The 18572-nt window shown below is 45.4% G+C and carries 16 protein-coding genes and 5 tRNA genes; 11 read left to right on the plus strand and 10 right to left on the minus strand.

The window, feature by feature from the left end:
* Window positions 1-143 precede the first annotated feature (143 nt).
* Window positions 144-1376 (minus strand): pyridoxal phosphate-dependent aminotransferase, encoded by a 1233-nt coding sequence (locus L1D55_RS16435; protein WP_004739935.1) that lies wholly within the window; start codon window positions 1374-1376, stop codon window positions 144-146.
* Window positions 1377-1667: 291 nt separating this feature from the next.
* On the opposite strand from L1D55_RS16435, the gene L1D55_RS16440 reads away from it, so the two are divergent.
* The 6 genes from L1D55_RS16440 to menE all read left to right on the plus strand — a co-directional run bounded on the left by L1D55_RS16440 (window position 1668) and on the right by menE (window position 9040).
* Window positions 1668-2975: an isochorismate synthase MenF gene (locus L1D55_RS16440; protein ID WP_105059376.1), complete on the plus strand. Its 1308-nt coding sequence runs from the start codon at window positions 1668-1670 to the stop codon at window positions 2973-2975.
* Entirely contained in the window at window positions 2972-4696 is a 1725-nt protein-coding gene (gene menD / locus L1D55_RS16445; protein ID WP_239918155.1) for a 2-succinyl-5-enolpyruvyl-6-hydroxy-3-cyclohexene-1-carboxylic-acid synthase, read from the plus strand. The genes L1D55_RS16440 and menD overlap by 4 nt, the downstream gene beginning before the upstream one ends.
* A 9-nt stretch (window positions 4697-4705) precedes the next feature.
* Window positions 4706-5503 carry a 2-succinyl-6-hydroxy-2,4-cyclohexadiene-1-carboxylate synthase gene (gene menH / locus L1D55_RS16450; RefSeq protein WP_004739938.1) on the plus strand — a complete coding sequence of 266 codons (798 nt, stop codon included), beginning with the start codon at window positions 4706-4708 and terminating at the stop codon, window positions 5501-5503.
* 105 nt (window positions 5504-5608) lie between these two features.
* A complete protein-coding gene (gene menB / locus L1D55_RS16455; protein WP_102423832.1) occupies window positions 5609-6475 on the plus strand; it encodes a 1,4-dihydroxy-2-naphthoyl-CoA synthase in 867 nt (288 codons plus the stop codon).
* Between the two features lie 74 nt (window positions 6476-6549).
* Window positions 6550-7557, plus strand: coding sequence for an o-succinylbenzoate synthase (gene menC, locus L1D55_RS16460; RefSeq protein WP_239918156.1), 1008 nt, complete (start codon window positions 6550-6552; stop codon window positions 7555-7557).
* Between the two features lie 52 nt (window positions 7558-7609).
* Window positions 7610-9040, plus strand: coding sequence for an o-succinylbenzoate--CoA ligase (gene menE / locus L1D55_RS16465; protein WP_239918157.1), 1431 nt, complete (start codon window positions 7610-7612; stop codon window positions 9038-9040).
* A gap of 115 nt (window positions 9041-9155) precedes the next feature.
* Here the strand turns inward: menE and nagE are convergent, their stop codons facing one another.
* The gene (nagE, locus tag L1D55_RS16470; RefSeq protein WP_171368420.1) at window positions 9156-10601 is read right to left on the minus strand and encodes an N-acetylglucosamine-specific PTS transporter subunit IIBC; all 1446 of its coding nucleotides are present in this window, start codon (window positions 10599-10601) and stop codon (window positions 9156-9158) included.
* 194 nt (window positions 10602-10795) lie between these two features.
* Here nagE and L1D55_RS16475 point away from each other — a divergent pair, with 194 nt between their 5' ends.
* A complete protein-coding gene (locus L1D55_RS16475; protein ID WP_239918158.1) occupies window positions 10796-11674 on the plus strand; it encodes a LysR substrate-binding domain-containing protein in 879 nt (292 codons plus the stop codon).
* A 106-nt stretch (window positions 11675-11780) separates the two neighbouring features.
* Window positions 11781-11945: a hypothetical protein gene (locus tag L1D55_RS16480; RefSeq protein ID WP_008220662.1), complete on the plus strand. Its 165-nt coding sequence runs from the start codon at window positions 11781-11783 to the stop codon at window positions 11943-11945.
* A gap of 113 nt (window positions 11946-12058) precedes the next feature.
* Here L1D55_RS16480 and L1D55_RS16485 read toward each other — a convergent pair whose 3' ends face one another.
* The 3 genes from L1D55_RS16485 to L1D55_RS16495 all read right to left on the minus strand — a co-directional run bounded on the left by L1D55_RS16485 (window position 12059) and on the right by L1D55_RS16495 (window position 15609).
* On the minus strand, window positions 12059-12979 hold the full coding sequence (locus L1D55_RS16485) for a putative sulfate exporter family transporter (RefSeq protein ID WP_239918159.1): 921 nt from the start codon (window positions 12977-12979) through the stop codon (window positions 12059-12061).
* 147 nt (window positions 12980-13126) lie between these two features.
* Window positions 13127-15001, minus strand: coding sequence for an MFS transporter (locus L1D55_RS16490; protein WP_239918160.1), 1875 nt, complete (start codon window positions 14999-15001; stop codon window positions 13127-13129).
* 17 nt (window positions 15002-15018) lie between these two features.
* A complete protein-coding gene (locus L1D55_RS16495) occupies window positions 15019-15609 on the minus strand; it encodes a TetR-like C-terminal domain-containing protein (RefSeq protein ID WP_008220667.1) in 591 nt (196 codons plus the stop codon).
* A gap of 197 nt (window positions 15610-15806) precedes the next feature.
* On the opposite strand from L1D55_RS16495, the gene L1D55_RS16500 reads away from it, so the two are divergent.
* Together L1D55_RS16500 and L1D55_RS16505 are read left to right on the plus strand one after the other, a co-directional pair.
* Window positions 15807-16721, plus strand: a complete 915-nt coding sequence (locus tag L1D55_RS16500) for a TIM44-like domain-containing protein (protein WP_008220669.1) — start codon at window positions 15807-15809, stop codon at window positions 16719-16721.
* A gap of 233 nt (window positions 16722-16954) precedes the next feature.
* Window positions 16955-17110, plus strand: a complete 156-nt coding sequence (locus L1D55_RS16505) for a hypothetical protein (RefSeq protein ID WP_239918161.1) — start codon at window positions 16955-16957, stop codon at window positions 17108-17110.
* Between the two features lie 160 nt (window positions 17111-17270).
* Here the strand turns inward: L1D55_RS16505 and L1D55_RS16510 are convergent.
* The 5 genes from L1D55_RS16510 to L1D55_RS16530 all read right to left on the minus strand — a co-directional run bounded on the left by L1D55_RS16510 (window position 17271) and on the right by L1D55_RS16530 (window position 18108).
* A tRNA-Tyr gene (locus L1D55_RS16510) sits at window positions 17271-17355 on the minus strand.
* 104 nt (window positions 17356-17459) lie between these two features.
* Window positions 17460-17544, minus strand: a tRNA-Tyr gene (locus L1D55_RS16515).
* 103 nt (window positions 17545-17647) lie between these two features.
* Window positions 17648-17732: transfer RNA gene (locus tag L1D55_RS16520), tRNA-Tyr, on the minus strand.
* A 103-nt stretch (window positions 17733-17835) separates the two neighbouring features.
* Window positions 17836-17920, minus strand: a tRNA-Tyr gene (locus L1D55_RS16525).
* Between the two features lie 103 nt (window positions 17921-18023).
* Window positions 18024-18108: transfer RNA gene (locus L1D55_RS16530), tRNA-Tyr, on the minus strand.
* Window positions 18109-18258: 150 nt separating this feature from the next.
* Between L1D55_RS16530 and L1D55_RS16535 the strand changes: the two genes are divergently transcribed.
* A complete protein-coding gene (locus tag L1D55_RS16535; protein WP_239918162.1) occupies window positions 18259-18399 on the plus strand; it encodes a hypothetical protein in 141 nt (46 codons plus the stop codon).
* The last annotated feature ends 173 nt before the right edge of the window (window positions 18400-18572 follow it).

An 18572-nucleotide genomic window follows, 5' to 3' on the forward strand; every position in this document is an offset into this window, starting at 1 on the left:
CGTACTTTTTGTTTGCCACAAACTGTACGAGACAGCGGATACAAAAAAGGCTCCTAAACTGGAGCCTTTTAAGCATAGAAGTGAATGAATACAAGTTAAAGTCTTTTAAAACAGCAAATTGTAGCCACTTTTCTTTGTGCTGATTAACCTTCGATAAGGTCGTCTTGATTGTAAGTCTGCAAGAAGCGCTCTAGGCGACCAATTGCGACTTCAAGGTCTTCAATATGTGGCAAAGTCACAATACGGAAGTGGTCAGGCTTGGGCCAGTTGAAGCCAGTACCTTGTACTAACAGTACTTTTTCTTGCTTTAGGAAATCGAGTACGAACTTCTGATCGTCTTTGATGTTGTACATCTCGGTATCGATCTTCGGGAACAGATACATCGCGCCTTTTGGCTTCACACAAGACACGCCAGGGATTTTGTTAATCAGTTCCCATGCTCGATCACGTTGCTCAAGCAGGCGGCCACCAGGCAGGATCAGTTCATTGATACTCTGATAGCCACCCAATGCCGTTTGGATTGCGTGCTGCATTGGTACGTTGGCACACAAACGCATAGAGGCAAGCATTTCTAAACCTTCAACATAACCTTTGGCTAAATGTTTAGGGCCCGTTAGGAACATCCAGCCACCACGGAAACCACAAACACGGTAAGCTTTAGATAGGCCGTTGAACGTTACCATCAGTACGTCTTCAGCAAGCGTTGCCACAGAAGTATGTACAGCGCCGTCGTAAAGGACTTTGTCGTAAATCTCATCAGCGAAGATGATTAGGCCGTGTTCACGTGCAATCTCGACAACTTGCAGTAGGAAATCACGGCTGTAAACCGCCCCTGTAGGGTTGTTCGGGTTGATAAGAACGATGCCGCGAGTCTTCGGTGAGATCTTTGCGCGCATGTCATCCAGATCTGGGTACCAGTCTGCATCTTCATCACACATGTAGTGAACCGGAGTACCACCAGAAAGTGCCACTGATGCTGTCCATAGTGGGTAGTCTGGAGCGGGAACTAAGATTTCATCACCATTATCCAGTAGCGCTTGCATAGACATAACGATAAGCTCTGAAGCACCGTTACCAATGTAAACATCTTCTACGTCAAGATTGCGTAGGCCTTTTTTCTGGTAGTGTTGAACAACCGCTTTACGGGCTGAATAGATACCTTTTGAGTCGCAGTAACCTTGAGATGTCGGCAGGTTACGGATTACGTCAACAAGGATTTCATCAGGGGCGTCAAAACCAAATGGGGCGGGGTTACCAATATTAAGCTTTAGTATTTTATGCCCTTCTTCTTCCATGCGCTTAGCATGTTTGAGTACAGGCCCCCTGATTTCGTAGCATACGCTGTTGAGTTTTGACGACATCCCGATATTTTGCATTGCCGATTTCCTGAAATTAATTTAAATACTTTATTAAAGTACCGCAAAATGGCGTTTGATAGAATAAAAATCTGATGAATGTCGCATTTCAGTGTTACGTTTGGTCTTTTTGTTGTCACCCTTTTCTAAGTTTTAATTCATCGCTTTTATGGTTATTGTCTAAAATGATAGAGGGGCTCGCTTAAAGTCACAGGAATGTTGAAAAGATATCGGACATTCTTGATCTAAGTGGGTGCTACCCATAAAGTATCAAACTAATATAATAAGAATTTAGATGTGAACGAGGTCGATTTGTCACATTTCCAGCAAACTATCTCCGCTTTGATTGAGCGAGTACAAAATGCCCAAGCAAGCGAAGTTCGTTGTGTTGAAGTTCTCACGCAAAAACCATCGTTTGCATTTATCGAATGGCTTCATGCTCAACCGCTTTTTCCTAAGTTTTACTGGCAATCACGCGACACTCGTGAAGAGGTGGTTGCGCTTGGTCAGTTACACACATTTTCAGATCCAGCACCCGCGTATGCGATTCTTGGTGAAGACCAACGAATCTGGGGTGGACGTTCATTCGACGGTCACACTGAAAAAAATCGCCGTTGCATGGAGTCTTTTTTCTTTCTTCCTCAGATAGAATTGATCCGCTTTGACGATACTTGGTCGCTGGCCGTTAACTTATCACCTGATCGCGTTGCGTCGATTAATGCTCTGAATAAGCTGTCTGTTGATGCTGCGATACTGGCTCCCTTGTCTGCGCATATTGAACAGATTAACCACGTTCCAGAAAGAGAACAGTGGGGCGGCTTGGTTGAGAAGGTGCTCAAAGGCATCAGTGACGAAGAATATAAGAAAGTGGTTTTGGCGCGTAAAACGACGCTAAAGCTTGATGCGCCTATTTGTGCCGCTCAACTCCTTAAAGCGAGCTATCTGCAAAATCATCACAGCTTCCACTTTATGCTGGTACTGGATTCGAAACACAGCTTTATTGGCTCGACGCCTGAGCGCCTATATAGCCGACATGGCACTGAGCTCGATACGGAAGCACTGGCTGGGACCATTGGTCGTGGTGAAAACGCGACCGAGGATATGGAGCTAGCCAATTGGCTTTCTCAAGACACTAAAAACCTCAATGAGAACCAATATGTGGTCGACGATATCATTGAGCGTCTAACGCCTCATTCACAATCCGTACACGTAGAGAAAGAAGCGCGTCTGGTTCGTCTGCGTAAGGTGCAGCACCTAAAACGAAATATTCACGCGCAGCTTAATAACGGCGTTAATGGCGTTCAGTTGCTTGCCGCTTTACAACCTACAGCAGCAGTAGCTGGTTTGCCGCGTAAAGAAGCAATGGACTTCATTCTTGAACACGAACCGTTTGCTAGAGGCTGGTATGCTGGCTCTGTCGGTTACATCAGTCACCAACGAGCGGAATTCTGTGTGGCGATTCGAAGTGCATTGATTGTCAACGATCAAGTACAGCTGTTTGCAGGCGCGGGGATCGTACCCGGATCGGTAGCAGAGCATGAGTGGCAAGAACTGAATAAGAAGATGTCGACCTTGCTTAGCCTGATTTCTGATCATCCACCATTGGGTGTGGCATCATGAGTCACGACCAAGCTGTATTAAACAGAGTTTGGTGTAACACATTACTTGAAGAGCTTGTTCGCAGCGGTGTTGAACATGTTTGCATCGCGCCAGGCTCTCGTTCAACACCATTAACACTCGAAGCCGAAGCTAACTCTAAGCTAACCTTACACACGCATTTTGATGAGCGCGGGCTTGGCTTTCTTGCTTTAGGCTTAGCTAAAGCGAGCAAGAAGCCAGTTGCGGTGATTGTTACGTCCGGCACAGCCGTAGCTAACCTTCTACCAGCGACCGCTGAGTCTGGGTTAACACGAGAGAAGCTTATCTTGCTGACCTCAGATCGACCTATCGATTTAGTCGACTGTGGTGCTAATCAAGCGATTCAGCAGCAGGGTATCTTTTCATCTCACGTTGAAACGGAACTAAATCTTCCAAGCCCAACGACACAAGTTTCTTTGAGTTGGCTTTTGACATCGGTTGACAACGCACTGGCGAAACAGCGCAGCGTCGGTGGGGCTATTCATATCAACTGTCCGTTCCCAGAACCACTTTATTCCGCTAATAGCGCTGAGATGTATGCGGATTATACAAAGAGCGTGGCAGGTTGGAGAGCTTCAACCAGCCTTTACTCGAACACTTACTTACCCAGTCATTTAAACGCTCAGCCTGTTTCGGCAAGTGAATATGTAGCTCGTAAAGGCGCAGTGATTATTGGTTCTATCGAGAATGAAGCTGCAATTAAAGCCAAGCAGTTTGCGACAGCTTTGGGCTGGCCAGTTTTCTGTGACCCTCAATCGGGTGTCAGCAGTGATTGGAAACACTATGATCTGTGGATGCAAAGTGACGCAGCCAAAGCGCAGCTTAGTCAGTGTGATTTTATTATCCAGTTTGGTGAGCGCATCGTATCTAAGCGTCTTAACCAATGGGTAAAAGGACAAGCAGCCACATTTTGTTCATCGCAGTACATCGTTGTTTCACCAGATGCGCATCGTATTAATCAAGATCATCTGCCTCAAACTCATATTATCGCTGATATCGAGCATTGGTTATCAGAGCAACATCTACCGACACTGTTGGGAGAACATGCTGGCTGGGCTGCACCGTTGGCGGAAGTCGCGAACACCGTTCAACAATTGGCATTGGCGCAAATCTCTAATAATGATCAACTCACAGAGTTGAGCGTTGCCGTTGACTTGTCGTCTAGACTTAAAGGCAGAGAGTTATTTGTGGGAAATAGCTTGATGGTAAGGCTGGTGGATATGTTGTCATCAATATCTGCGACTCAAGTTTACAGCAACCGTGGTGCCTCGGGTATTGATGGCTTGGTGGCGACGGCTGCGGGCGTGGTGAAAGCTAACCAAACACCGTTGATGATGCTGATTGGTGATACCTCTTTGTTGTACGATCTCAATTCGCTAGCGCTGCTCACTCATAGCACAACGCCAATGGTTATTGTGGTTACCAATAACGATGGTGGGGCGATTTTTGATTTGTTGCCGGTCCCTGAGCAACAAAAACAGTCACTTTATCAGATGCCTCATGGTTTCAGTTTTGAGCATGCCGCTGCACAATTCAAGCTTGATTATGCTGCCCCTGAAACCCTTAACTGTTACCAAACGCTCATCGAAAAACATTTCGAACAAGGTCAAGGTACTTTGCTCGTGGAAGTTAAGACGCCTCCCGAACAAGCGTCTACTTTGCTGAAGCAATTCAGCTCAATGCTCACCGAGGCATTAGCCTAAGGACTTTACATGCTTTACTCCAATTACTACCCAGCTGCGCAAGTACCTTCTGATAAACCTTTGCTTGTTTTTTTACATGGTTTACTCGGTAGCGGGGATGATTGGAGTGCATGTCACCCCTTCCTCGAAGATTTTCCTCGTCTTTGCATAGATTTACCCGGACACGGACAAAGCCGTTTTATCGATCCAGTAGGCTTTGAACACTGCTGCACCAAGATCGTTCAGTGCATCACTTCTCAGTTGGAGGAGAACGATCTTCCTGCAGATTATCCTATCGTGGTGATTGGCTACTCAATGGGAGGAAGGCTCGCCATGTATGGGGTGACAAGCCCTTGCTTTGAAACACTGAATCTTGAAAAAGTCATCATCGAAGGTGGTAACTTTGGCTTGGAGTGTGACGAAGAAAGAGCACAAAGGTTAGTGCATGATACGCAATGGGCCGTGCGCTTTGCACAGCAGTCGATTGAGGATGTTTTAGACGATTGGTATCAACAAAGCGTCTTTTCTTCACTAAATCATGAGCAAAGACAAACTTTGGTCATAAAGCGTAGTGGTAACCTTGGAGTATCCGTAGCAAATATGTTGTTATCTACTTCGTTAGCGAAGCAACCTGATTTACGTGCTACATTAAAATCTCATGAGCATCTTTTGCACTATGTATGTGGTGAAAAAGATCGTAAATTCATGGAGCTAGCTGAGAATAGTGGCTTTGAATATAGTCAGGTTGATTACGCTGGTCATAATGTTCATTTTGAACAACCAGAGATGTTTTCAAACTTGATTATCCAATGTATCGCCAGTCGTTGATGAACTGACTGAGCGTGTCTCTCGTATCAAGCGCTATGACAAGCAGAGCAACACCGTCGCGACTCTACACTAGTCGCGCTCTCTAATAGAACAATGGGAATCACCATGGCTAAAACAGTAGGCATCACAGAAGAAGAACTTTACGCAGCCGTTAACTGGCGCGATGAAAGCAGTCAATATGAAGATATTCAATACCACAAGTCTGATGACGGTATTGCGAAAATTACGATTGCTCGCCCTCAAGTGCACAATGCGTTCCGTCCACAAACCGTAAAAGAGATGATTAATGCTCTGGCTGACGCTCGTTACGACGAGAAAGTTGGCGTAATCATTCTAACGGGTCTTGGTGAGAAGGCGTTCTGTTCTGGTGGTGACCAAAGTATTCGTGGTGACTACGGCGGCTACAAAGATGATTCAGGTACTCACCACCTGAACGTGCTTGATTTCCAACGCCAAATCCGTACTTGTCCTAAGCCAGTAATCGCAGCGGTATCGGGTTGGGCTGTAGGTGGTGGTCACGTGCTTCATATGATGGCTGACCTTACTATTGCAGCAGACAACGCTCAATTTGGTCAGACTGGCCCTAAAGTGGGTTCGTTCGATGGCGGTTGGGGCGCTTCTTACATGGCTCGTATCGTTGGTCAGAAGAAAGCGCGTGAAATCTGGTTCCTATGCCGTTTCTACGATGCTCAAGAAGCATTGGATATGGGCTTGGTGAACACGGTTGTGCCTGTCGCTGACCTAGAAAAAGAAACCGTTCGTTGGTGTCGTGAAGTTCTGCAACACAGCCCAATGGCGCTACGTTGTCTGAAAGCAGCGCTAAATGCCGACTGTGATGGCCAAGCAGGTCTGCAAGAGCTTGCAGGTAATGCAACCATGATGTTCTACATGACAGAGGAAGGCCAAGAAGGCCGTAATGCGTTTAACGAGAAACGTCGACCTGATTTCGACAAATTCCCGCGTAACCCATAGTTTTATCCTCTTCAGAATGAGTCGCTAAATAGCGGCTCGTTTTGTTTTAATGTTCCCGTTTTTTAGGAAACCTTATGAATTCAATGAATTCCCAGCGTCACGCTAAACTGTATCGTTATCAACTACCTATGGATAGTGGCGTGGTGCTGCGTGATAATAAGTTGAACGAACGTGTTGGCTACATTATCCATCTTGAGTGTGATGGTCAGTCTGGTTTTGGCGAAGTCGCACCGTTGCCGGGCTTTAGCCAAGAAGATGCCGAGCAAGCTGGCATTCAGTTACAAAATGAGCTAGAGCTTTGGAGTCACAACAAACCTAATACCCCATTCGATGAACTTTATCCGTCAGTGGCGTTTGGTTTTTCAATGGCGTTGATGGAGCTTCAAGGCGAACTCAATGCGGAAGGTAACTACCAAGCTGCACCTCTATGTACTGGTGACCCAGATGAATTGATCCCTGTGCTTAATGAGATGGAAGGTGAGAAGGTCGCTAAAGTCAAAGTGGGTCTTTACGAAGCGATCCGCGATGGGATGCTGGTGAGCTTATTCCTTGAATCGATTCCTGATTTAACGCTACGACTTGATGCTAACCGAGCGTGGAAGTCTGAAAAAGCGAAGCAGTTCATCAAATACATTTCGCCATCACTTCGTCAGCGCATTAGCTTTATTGAAGAGCCTTGCCAAAAGCCAGAAGATAGCTTGGCTTTTGCCATCGACCACGGTGTAGCAATTGCTTGGGACGAAACATTGCAAGAAGCGGTGCGTAAGCCTGAGTTTGATTTAAGTGATTTAACTGGTGTTAAGGCTGTGGTAATTAAACCAACCTTAATCGGCTCGGTAGAGCGTTGTGTGGCGATCATTGAACGTGCACAGCAACTTGGTATTAAGCCTGTTCTAAGCTCAAGTATTGAGTCGAGCCTTGGCTTAACTCAGATTGCGCGATTGGCACAGCAGTACTTGCCTAATGAAGTGCCGGGGCTTGATACGATTGGTTTGTATCAACAACAGCTAGAAGTGCCATGGCCAGGTTGCCAACTTCCTGTTGCGACGCTTGAACAGCAGCAGCTGATTTGGTCTTCATAAGCCGATTGGCCGGCTGACTCAATCAGTTTTCAATCTTTAACTTGGTTATCTTATGATGCGCCTACAATCTAATCATCACCCGCTCTGGGTACAGTGGGCGCAGCTGAACCCACATCAAACAGCATTCGTTACTCCCAACCGTGCTTACACTTGGCTGCAAGTTGTGGCGTTAGTGAGTGATTACCAACAACAGTTATCAGAACAAGGCCTCTCTCAAGGCGATGTGTTGACCATTGTTGGTAAGAACCAAGCCGAAGTGATCCCCGTTTATCTAGCGGCACTGAACCTAGGTGTGCTTTGCGCGTTCACTATGCCTCAACCTTCAGCTCGCTTAACGCAAAAGCTTGAATCGCTTTATAGGCCGTCGGATAGACGTTACTTATGGCTCTTAGAAAGTGGTGGTTTAATTCAATCGGACTTTACTGAACCAAACACTAAGTTACTTACATTGCCTTGTTTGATTGATTTGAATGTTGATGACAAGCCAGCAGCAACGGCAGAGCTTTCCTGTTTCAGTCCTCAAAACCTCGCGAGTATCGTATTTACTTCAGGTTCTACCGGAAATCCTAAAGCGGTGGCTCACACACTTGAGCAGCACTTATGTTCTGCTGCCGGGTTACTGGACGCTTTCCAATTTAAAGGCAGTGATACGTGGCTGCTAAGTTTACCTACGTACCATGTGTCGGGGCTGGCGATTGTTCATCGTTGGCTCGTTGCTGGTGGCTGTATAAAAATGGGTATTGGTCAGCTTGAGTCAGATATAAAGGGGTGTAGTCATGCTTCGTTGGTCGCTACTCAACTACATAGGTTATTAAAGAGTAAGCAAGCACTTACTTTAACTCATGTGCTGTTAGGTGGTAGCCATATTCCAGAAGCACTTGGCCTTGAAGCTCAGCAAATGGGGATTGAGACTTGGCTTGGTTATGGCATGACGGAAGCGGCCTCAACGGTGACGGCAAAGCCTGTTGATGCGAGCAGCACTGCAGGTTTTGTGCTTAATCATCGTCAATTGAAAATTGAAAATCAACGTATCTATATTGGAGGCAATACCCTCGCTTCTGGTTACTACTATCAAGGCATTTTAACCCCATTAGTGGATGAGAATGGCTGGTTTAATAGTAAAGATCTTGGTCAATGGAATGGCGAGCAAGTATCGATTATTGGTAGAGCTGACAATCAGTTTATTTCTGGCGGTGAGAATATTCATTGTGAAGAAATAGAGCGATCACTTAGCCAGCTGCCCGAGGTTAAGCAAGCCTTTATCATTCCCGTTGAAGACAGTGAATTTGGTTTTAGACCTGTTGCGATTATTGACTGTGATGAAATGCCAACCAAAGCGTGGTTTGCCGAGCAGCTACAAGGAAGTCTGGAGCGATTTAAGTTGCCTATCGACTACTACCGCATGCCAGAGCAAGAACAATTAGGCATCAAGGTATCGAGAGCGGGATTGGCGCAGTGGTTACAAGAGGTTCGTTCTAAATAAAACGAAGCGCAATACACGGTGACTAGTCGTAATTGCGCTTCAGGGGGTTGTGATGGTGGTGAAGCCATCACAAATTCTTACTATCTTATCTTATCTTGTCATCAAAGGTATCTTGTTAAGCGAGAGCCTTCTTCATTTGTTCTGCGACCTTATCCACTTTTCCTAAGCCAATGATAACTTGCAGTCCACCTTTACCCACCGGAACCACACCTGCTGCTCCTAGTTTCTTCAGTTTGTCACTGTCGGCGATTGAAGAGTCTTTTACCGTTAGGCGTAGGCGAGTGATGCAGTTATCAACTTCTAGGATGTTGTCCGCACCGCCAATTGCTTCAATGTAGTTGTTAGTTAGGTTCACGAGTGCTTCTGGAGAAGCAGTCTCGCCTTCAGCTTCCATCTCTTCACCACGACCTGGAGTACGTAGGTTGAATTTGATGATAGCGAAGCGGAAGATGCAGTAGTACAGCGCGAAGAACACAACACCTTGAACCAATAGCATGTACCAGTTTACTGCTAGTGGGTTTTGGCTAGACAGCACCAGGTCAACAAACCCTGCTGAGAATCCGAAGCCTGCCATCCATTCCATGCTTGCCGCAATGTAAAGTGATAGACCTGTTAGCACAGCGTGCAGTAGGAACAGTACCGGAGCCAAGAACATGAAGCTGAACTCTAGCGGCTCTGTAATACCTGTGAAGAATGAAGCCATAGCCGCCGCAAGCATGATAGCGAATACTTGGTTCTTATTTTTCGCATCAGAGCAGTGGTACATAGCCAATGCTGCTGCCGGTAGACCAAACATCATGATTGGGAAGAAGCCCGCTTGGTACATACCTGTTTTACCAGGGATACCTGTGCCGTTAGCAATAGATTGCGCGCCGCCCAAGAAATTTGGAATGTCGTTAATACCAACAACGTCGAACCAGAACACTGGGTACAGTGCGTGGTGCATACCTACGGATAGGAACAAGCGGTTGAAGAAACCAAATAGACCCGCACCGACCGCGCCCATGCTCTCTAGCTTGATACCTAGCACGATAAGTGCGTCGTAAACTGCAGGCCAGATGTAAAGAAGAGCAAATGAAAGCGCCATACCTGCAACCGAAGTCAGGATAGGAACTAAGCGTTTACCGCTGAAGAATGCGAGAGCTTGAGGCAATTCAACGGTCGAGTAGCGGTTGTAGATCTCAGCTGAGATGATACCCACGATAATACCGACAAATTGGTTGCTGATTTTTCCAAAAGCGGCTGGCACTTCACTTGCCTCAACATTAAGCAACTGTGCGACTGAGCCTGGGTTTAGCAACGTGGTGACGACAAGGAACATCACGAAACCAGACAGCGCCGCGGAGCCATTTTTGTCTCGGCTTAAGCCAAATGCGACACCGACAGCAAAGAGAACTGCCATGTTATCGATGATTGCACCGCCAGATTTGATCAAGAATGCGGCCAAAATACTTTCCGAACCCCATCCAACAGGATCCAACCAGTAGCCAATACCCATAAGGATTGCGGCAGCTGGCAGTGTGGCTACGGGAACCATCAATGCCTTACCTACTTTTTGCATATACCCAAGTATATTCATACGTGCCCCTAAATTTTTAAATTAATTTTTTTAATGTTTCTGCGCATCAGTATTTGCAACCAAATATTGATCAATGCAGTATTTTAAGTAACTGCGGCTATTAGAAACTTATTTCTTAATGCAAACAAACGAAACGGGTAGTACCATGAATTAAAATTTTTAATGCATGAGTGCTTATGGCAAACCATCAGTCTTTACTTAGAAATCTTCATACCTTTAATGTCGCAGCAGAGAAAATGAGCTTTACGCTGGCTGCTAAAAAGCTTCATTTAACACAAGGAGCGGTGAGTCATCGCATTAAGGTGTTAGAAGGTGAGCTTGGCTTTAACTTGTTTGTACGAGGCACACGCAAGCTTGAGTTGACCGAAGAAGGTCAGCGCTTTCAACGAACTTTGTCTAAGTCGTTAAGCTCGATTTTTGGTGAGATTGAAGACATTACCAACACCGATCTCTATGGGCAGATCAATATTGGTACTAGCCCGGCGTTTGCTAATAGTTGGTTGTTGCCTAGGCTTGCGGACTTTAAGAAAAGATACCCTAAATTTAATCTCAATATCTTCTCGCAAGAGGAACAGGATTTTCACCAAAACCATCTTGATATAGCTATCTATTACGGTGCGGAAGATCTTAAAGACATGCACCGACAACGCCTGTTTGGTGAAAAATACATTCCGGTTTGTACGCCGAGTTATGCCGCAGAACACAAAATCTTTGATGATGGTCTAGAGTCGCTTCATAGGATTAACTTTATTCATGCGTTAGGCTCCGACGTCTGGCAGCGCTGGATTAAGCACAATCATTTGGATGTGAATCTGTTCGAGCAGTTTTATTGTGTGAGCCACCGAGATATGGGCGTTAAGAGTGCTCTCTGTAATATTGGCGTTGCGATGGGGCGCTATCACTTCGTGAAGCAGTACATTGAGACGGGAGAGCTGATTACGCCTTACCCAAGCATGGAGGCAGATAAAGGGTATGATCTTATCTGCCCACTCGGTACCGAAAAGCGGCCTAAAGTAAGAACTTTTATCAAATGGTTAGAAGGGCAGTTGAACTAGGTTAGTTAATTTAGCAATTAGATAGTTCAAAACAGAATTTATTATCTTTATAACCATCCATCATAATAAGCCATATAAATAACGGATTATAGAATAAGGTCTTATTATGAAAATTGCCCTCATCATTGCAGTGCTACTGCAGATAGGCCAAGCTATCACATCGTCGGGGCTGACGCGTTCGTTAGCTGAACTTACTGCATTTGTGTTAGTTGTGGTATTGGTTTTGATGAAAAGAGAGAGCAAGAAGAGTGATAAGCCCCTGTTTGAATAGCGATTTGGTTAAAAAGTTTCAAAAACGATAAAGGCAAAGCCCATATGAGCTTTGCCTTTTTTGTTTCGATATTCGAGCTTCGTTATTTTGTTAGAGATTTAACTCCGTAGAGGTTATGCGAGGGTCAACCACGCTAATGAACCTGTAGAAATCATCACCCACATCGTAATACCAAACATCAACGGTTTTGGTCCCGCCGCTTTCAGTTTCTCTACAGAGATACCGCAGCCAATTAAAAATAGGCACACAACCAATGCACGCTTAGACACGTCAAAGATGCCTTGGTATGCCACTTCAAATTGTGGCAATAAGTCGCTGACTGCGATAGCCGCGCAGTAGAAGAAAATGAAGTAAGGCACGGTAATCTTCTTTTGATCACTCTTGAAGATCATTGCGCTGACCAACGCGATTGGGATGATCCATAGCGCACGAGCGAGCTTAAGTGTTGTCGCGGTCGTCAGTGCTTCTTCACCATATGCAGATGCGGCACCAACAACTGAAGAAGTATCGTGAATCGCGATGGCTGCCCAGGTACCGAACGTTTGTTGGCTCAATTCAAGCGCATGACCAATCATCGGGAATAAGAACAGTGCTACAGAGTTCAATACAAAGACGGTAGCCAATGCTAAACCAATCTGTTCGTCTTCTGCTTTGATGGCTGGGGCGACCGCAGCAATCGCACTACCACCACAAATTGCAGTACCAGAAGAAATCAGGTAACCCGTAGTACGGTCCAGCCCTATACGTTTTGCTAAGAACCAGCCAATAACCAATGTGCCGATGATAGTGGTAATGATCAAACCAATACCGTCACCAGTCACCGCTAGTGCTTTCTCAAACTGAATGCCAAAGCCCAAGCCGACAATTGAGTAGGCCAGTAGCTTTTTAGTGATTTTTCCAACCTCTACGTTTTCAGGCACTAAGCCTAAGCTTGCAAGCAGAAAACCGACAACCAGCGCGGTAGGTGAACTTACCCATGGGGTTAAGCAAAATAGAGCAGCGAGATAAAATGGAATGGATTTATTCATTTTCATTATATTGTTTTTATCGTTTCTGGTTATGGCAGCGTAGCGAAGACTATACGCTTAACTTGATGATAAGTAAGTCTAAATGAATTGAACAAACGTTAAGAAAAACTAAACGTCTGTTCAGGAGGGGCATTTGGACCTATTTTAAGCTAATTACCTTTGAGAGCCACGCAGATCAGCAACGGCCTGACGCAGGGTTTCACAAGAGGCGTCGGCCGGCGAAATTGGCTCACCCGCTTCGATCTCTAGCTTAGTCCAGAAACGAGTCGGTAATCCTTTGCATGCTCGGCCTTTGTAGCGGCTAAAGTAGCTGCCCCATAACCCTTTGAGAGCCATTGGAATAACTGGCACGGGAGAGCGTCGGATAATCAGCTCCATGCCACGCATGAATTCCGCAACCTCGCCATCTGAGGTGAGTTTACCTTCCGGGAAGATACACACGATATGACCTTCATGCAGTGCTTGTTCGACCTCGTTGAAAGCGTTGCGAATCGAGCGGCGGTTGGTGGATGAGATAGGAATCACTCCAGCTCTTTTCAAGAAGCGTCTTAATGGTGGAAGCTTGGCATAGTCTTCTTCCATGACAAAACGAATCAGGCGAGGACATACCGCGCTGAGCAGGAGTGCATCCATATAGCTGACGTGGTTACAAACAATCAACGCTCCACCATTCTCAGGCAGGTTGTGCAGATTCTTGTGCTTAACGCGGTACATGGTGTGAGTGACGACCCAAGTGAAGAAGCGGAAGGCGTAAATGGGTACCTGATAGAACAGGTAAAGCATCACGAAAGTGTTCAATAGCGCCAGCAGTATAAACAGCTGTGGGATGGATAGTTCAAGCACGCTTAAGCATACGATGCCCATCACAGCGCTACCTACCATGAACAGCGAGTTGTAGATATTTAGCCCTGCAATTACTTGAGCACGTTCGTCTGGTTTCGCGCGTAACTGCATCAGTGAATAAAGCGGCACAATAAAGATACCACCAGAGATGCCAAGCAGCAGTAGATAAGCAAACAACGACCATAGCTCTGAATAAGTCACAAATTGCTGAAAAGAGCTAAACTCGGGCAAAGACTCAGGGGTGGATGTCGCCATCAACAAGCCAAAAATTGAAATTCCTAAACTGCCCATTGGCACAATGCCAATCTCAATTCGGTGATTTGAAAGCTTGTCACAGGCTAGAGAGCCAATGGCAATACCCACAGAGAATAGAGCCAGCAAAAAGGCAACCGAACTCTCAGTGCCATTCAAATGCAGCTTAGTGAAATTTGGGAATTGGGTTAAATAGGTAGCGCCTAGGAACCAAAACCAGCTGATAGACATTAAAGCCTGGAAGGTTGGGCGGTCTTTTTTTGCAATCGCGAGTGTTGCTTTGGTCAGCTTGATTGGCTGCCATTTCACTTTAAGATCTGGCGCATTGCTTGGTGCTTCAGGAATAAAGCAGCTTGATACATAGCCAAGTACAGCAAATGACACTATACAAATTGCTGCGACCAGCTTCGCGCTCTCTTCCGATGCAATAATACCGGCACCCAAAGTACCAATCAGAATGGCTAGAAATGTACCTGTCTCAACTAATGCGTTACCTGAAACGAGTTCTTTTGTTTTTAGTTGCTGAGGGAGTAGCGCATATTTTACTGGTCCGAAGAAGGCACTCTGCGTCCCCATTAGAAACAGAAGTAGAAGTAAGATCCCGTAGCTTTCGTAGATAAAACCAATCGCACCCAGCGACATGATCACCACTTCAAGCAGCTTCACTTTACGGATAAACCAAGATTTTTCGTATTTGTCAGCCAGTACGCCAGCCAAAGCAGAGAACAGGAAGAAGGGCAGAATAAATAAGCCAGCCGCCAAATTTATGAATAGGTTGCTGGAGATAGGTAGTGTGTCTACGCTTGCGAAAGCAACAAACAGCAACAGAACATTTTTGAAGATGTTGTCGTTAAAGGCTCCCAGAAACTGGGTAATAAAATAGGGTAGGAACCTTTTTTGCGTTAACAGCGAAGATTGGCTGCTGTTGTTCATTGTCTTTCCTTGAATGCTTACCAGTTGGTTAAGTAGTTTGAGACTAGGTTATTAATCAACTCTTTACCATCGATAGGCTCAGATGCGAAAAACTTATCGTCAACACTCAGAAGTGTAATTCCGTGCACGCCAGACCATAATACGCGGCTCGCTTTAACAACTTCGCTTTCCGTATGTTCAGGTGCAATTGCGATTAACAATTGCTCTAGCATGCCAGTCATCTTATCAATACGGTTGGATTGCCATTCAGGTAGGTTTTCACCGTTCATGTTGTGTTCAAAGATAAGCTGCCAACGGTGTGGGTGCTTTTGCGCAAAGTCATGGTAGCAGTATGCAAGATTAAATAATGCTTGTTGCGCATTGCTTGATTGTTCAACGGCAGCTGCAGATTCAGCCGCGAGTTCATCTAGTGTTTTGGCGACGACATGAAGAAGCAAAAGGTTGTAGTTACCGAAAACATTTACCAGGGTACTTGGTACATAACCAATCATGTTCGCGATTTTTCGTAGGCTCAACTCGTGATAGGAGTGCTGCTCTAAAAAATCTGTCACTGTATTTAAAGTCAGCTGGATCAATTGTTCTCGAGTGTGGTCGTTTCTGCGTGCCATGAGTAGTTTCTAGTAAATGAACATCGTTCAATATTTTAATGCTGCCCCTGAGTGCCGTCAATCCTTTCGCTAGTTTAGTAATCAACTAATCGCCGCAATATTATGAAACATGTGTAAACACAGTGAATATTTCATTGTGCTTTGTTAACGAGTATGATTAAGGTGTCGAAAGATAAAGAAACCTATAAAGGATAATAATGAAACGATTTTTCTCACTAGTCGCGATTCTGATGGTATCAGTCGCGGTGACACCAATCGCGGAAGCGAAAAAGTTTGGTGGTGGTAAGTCTTTTGGTAAGAGTTTCAAAACGGCTCCTGCACCCAAACAGCAACAACAGAACACGAATTCAATCCGACAAGATCAAGCAGGTAAGAACACAGCGGCTAACTCTAGCAAGAAAGGCCTAATGGGCGGTCTGCTAGGCGGTTTACTTGCAGGTGGTCTACTAGCAGCATTCTTCGGTGGCGCATTTGAAGGTATCCAGTTCATGGATATTCTGATTATGGGTCTGATTGCTTTCCTAGCGTTTAAGTTCCTACGTGGCATGCTTGGCGCGAAGCAGGGGTCTATGAATCAGCAGAATGCACGTGGCCAACAGCCAGCATTCGGCGGTATGGGACAAAACAAGTTTGAACAACCAACGCAACAGCCAAATGTTCATAACTTCGAGCAAGCACAACCTCAATCACAAGGCACTGCTGGTGGCTTTGGTTTTGGTGCACAAAGCGATGTTCCACATAACTACCCACCGGGTTTTGATCAAGCGGCATTCATCAACGGCTCTCGTGAGCACTACCGTACACTGCAAGGTGCATGGAACCACAACGAGCTAAGCACGATTGAAGAGTACGTGTCTCCAAGCCTTTTCGAAGACCTAAAAGCTGAGCGTAGCAAGCTAGACGGTGATCAGCACACAGACGTAATGTACGTTGATGCTGAAATCGTTCGTGCAGACCATGACGGCAGCAAAGCACAGCTAAGCCTACAGTTTAGCGGTCGCTACCGTGATTCTGCGGAAGGTATCGAAGAAGACATCACTGATATCTGGCACTTAGAGCGTGATCTAACAACTGACAACGCACCTTGGTTGATTGTTGGTATTCAAGGTTAATCTCTGGCACGGCTAACAGAATAAGTTGGTAAACCAGTGCTTTGATTATTGAAAGCCCCTGCAGGGAAATCTGTAGGGGCTTTTTTGTGTCTGGTCGTTTACTCTGCAAGTGTCTGGAAGAGAACGAGTTAGGGAAGGCTTGGGAATAAGGTGGGCTAACCTCAATGCAAGTTACTCACTTTTAATATTTCTAATTAGTTACGTAACTAAATGAAACCGAGGAGTTGGTTGATATGACGAGGTTTTTTGAGCCTATATTAGAGCCTGAACTTTCATCGCAGCAGATACAGAACATCGTGGATGATTGCGAAGACCCTGTTTCGACAAACTGCTTAGGTTGCGCAGCTTATTTGGTTTGTAAGCGTCATATGGAAGTTTGGAGTGATTGATTCATCGGTAAGTTCAAAGGTATCAACTACCTTACGATAAGATCGGTATTGCAGTGTTCTAACGTTTAGAAGAGAAGTTACGCTGAGAGATATGGAATGTTAGAAACGAAAAAAGCCAACTCAATGAGTTGGCTTTTCGATTTTCCAATTAAGGATAATATGGTGGAGGGAGACGGATTCGAACCATCGAAGGCAGTGCCGGCAGATTTACAGTCTGCTCCCTTTGGCCACTCGGGAACCCCTCCAGGGTGTGTCTTACTCTTCACAAAGTAAGCCTAAATTGATGTTTTCCCATAAAGCCCATCAACTAGGTTGTTCTCTTAACTCTTAGGTAGAGGTAAGAAGAATATGGTGGAGGGAGACGGATTCGAACCATCGAAGGCAGTGCCGGCAGATTTACAGTCTGCTCCCTTTGGCCACTCGGGAACCCCTCCAGGGTGTGTCTTACTCTTCACAAAGTAAGCCTAAATTGATGTTTTCCCATAAGCCCATCAATCAGGTTGTTCTCTTAACTCTTAGGTAGAGATAAGAAGAATATGGTGGAGGGAGACGGATTCGAACCATCGAAGGCAGTGCCGGCAGATTTACAGTCTGCTCCCTTTGGCCACTCGGGAACCCCTCCAGGGTGTATCTTACTCTTCACAAAGTAAGCCTAAATTGATGTTTTCCCATAAGCCCATCAATCAGGTTGTTCTCTTAACTCTAAGGTAGAGATAAGAAGAATATGGTGGAGGGAGACGGATTCGAACCATCGAAGGCAGTGCCGGCAGATTTACAGTCTGCTCCCTTTGGCCACTCGGGAACCCCTCCAGGGTGTATCTTACTCTTCACAAAGTAAGCCTAAATTGATGTTTTCCCATAAGCCCATCAATCAGGTTGTTCTCTTAACTCTTAGGTAGAGATAAGAAGAATATGGTGGAGGGAGACGGATTCGAACCATCGAAGGCAGTGCCGGCAGATTTACAGTCTGCTCCCTTTGGCCACTCGGGAACCCCTCCAGGGTGTTTTTCCTAACTCATAATGGATAGGCTAAAGAGATGTTTTTCCCAACGCATCTCTCAAGTGCGGAGCGCATCATAGCAAACACGTTAAACCTGTAAAGGGTTTTTCTTATGGTTTTGTGTTAAATGCTGCCTTTTTGGGCAAAGATGGCGAAAAGTACGCATATTGCTCGTGAAGTGAACATCTGTACTAAGGTTTACGTACTGGTGGGTAACGCCTTGAGGTTATTGGCTTTCTGTCTTGCTGTTGTTTTGGATAAACCACCACGAAACGTAAACGAAATTTAATCTAGATTTACACTTCTTGACGTTACAGCATTCATCAGTTGATAGAATACGGTTAATTTCATTTATAGAGAATAATACCAATCGTAGTAAGTAACTTGTCGTTCTAGCTTATTAAAATGCTCGACAGCTGCGTTAGGATTTTTGATTGTAGGATAACTACTTATCGAAGCTAT

It is taken from the genome of Vibrio sp. Isolate22 (genome assembly GCF_022398115.1).
GTDB lineage: Bacteria > Pseudomonadota > Gammaproteobacteria > Enterobacterales > Vibrionaceae > Vibrio.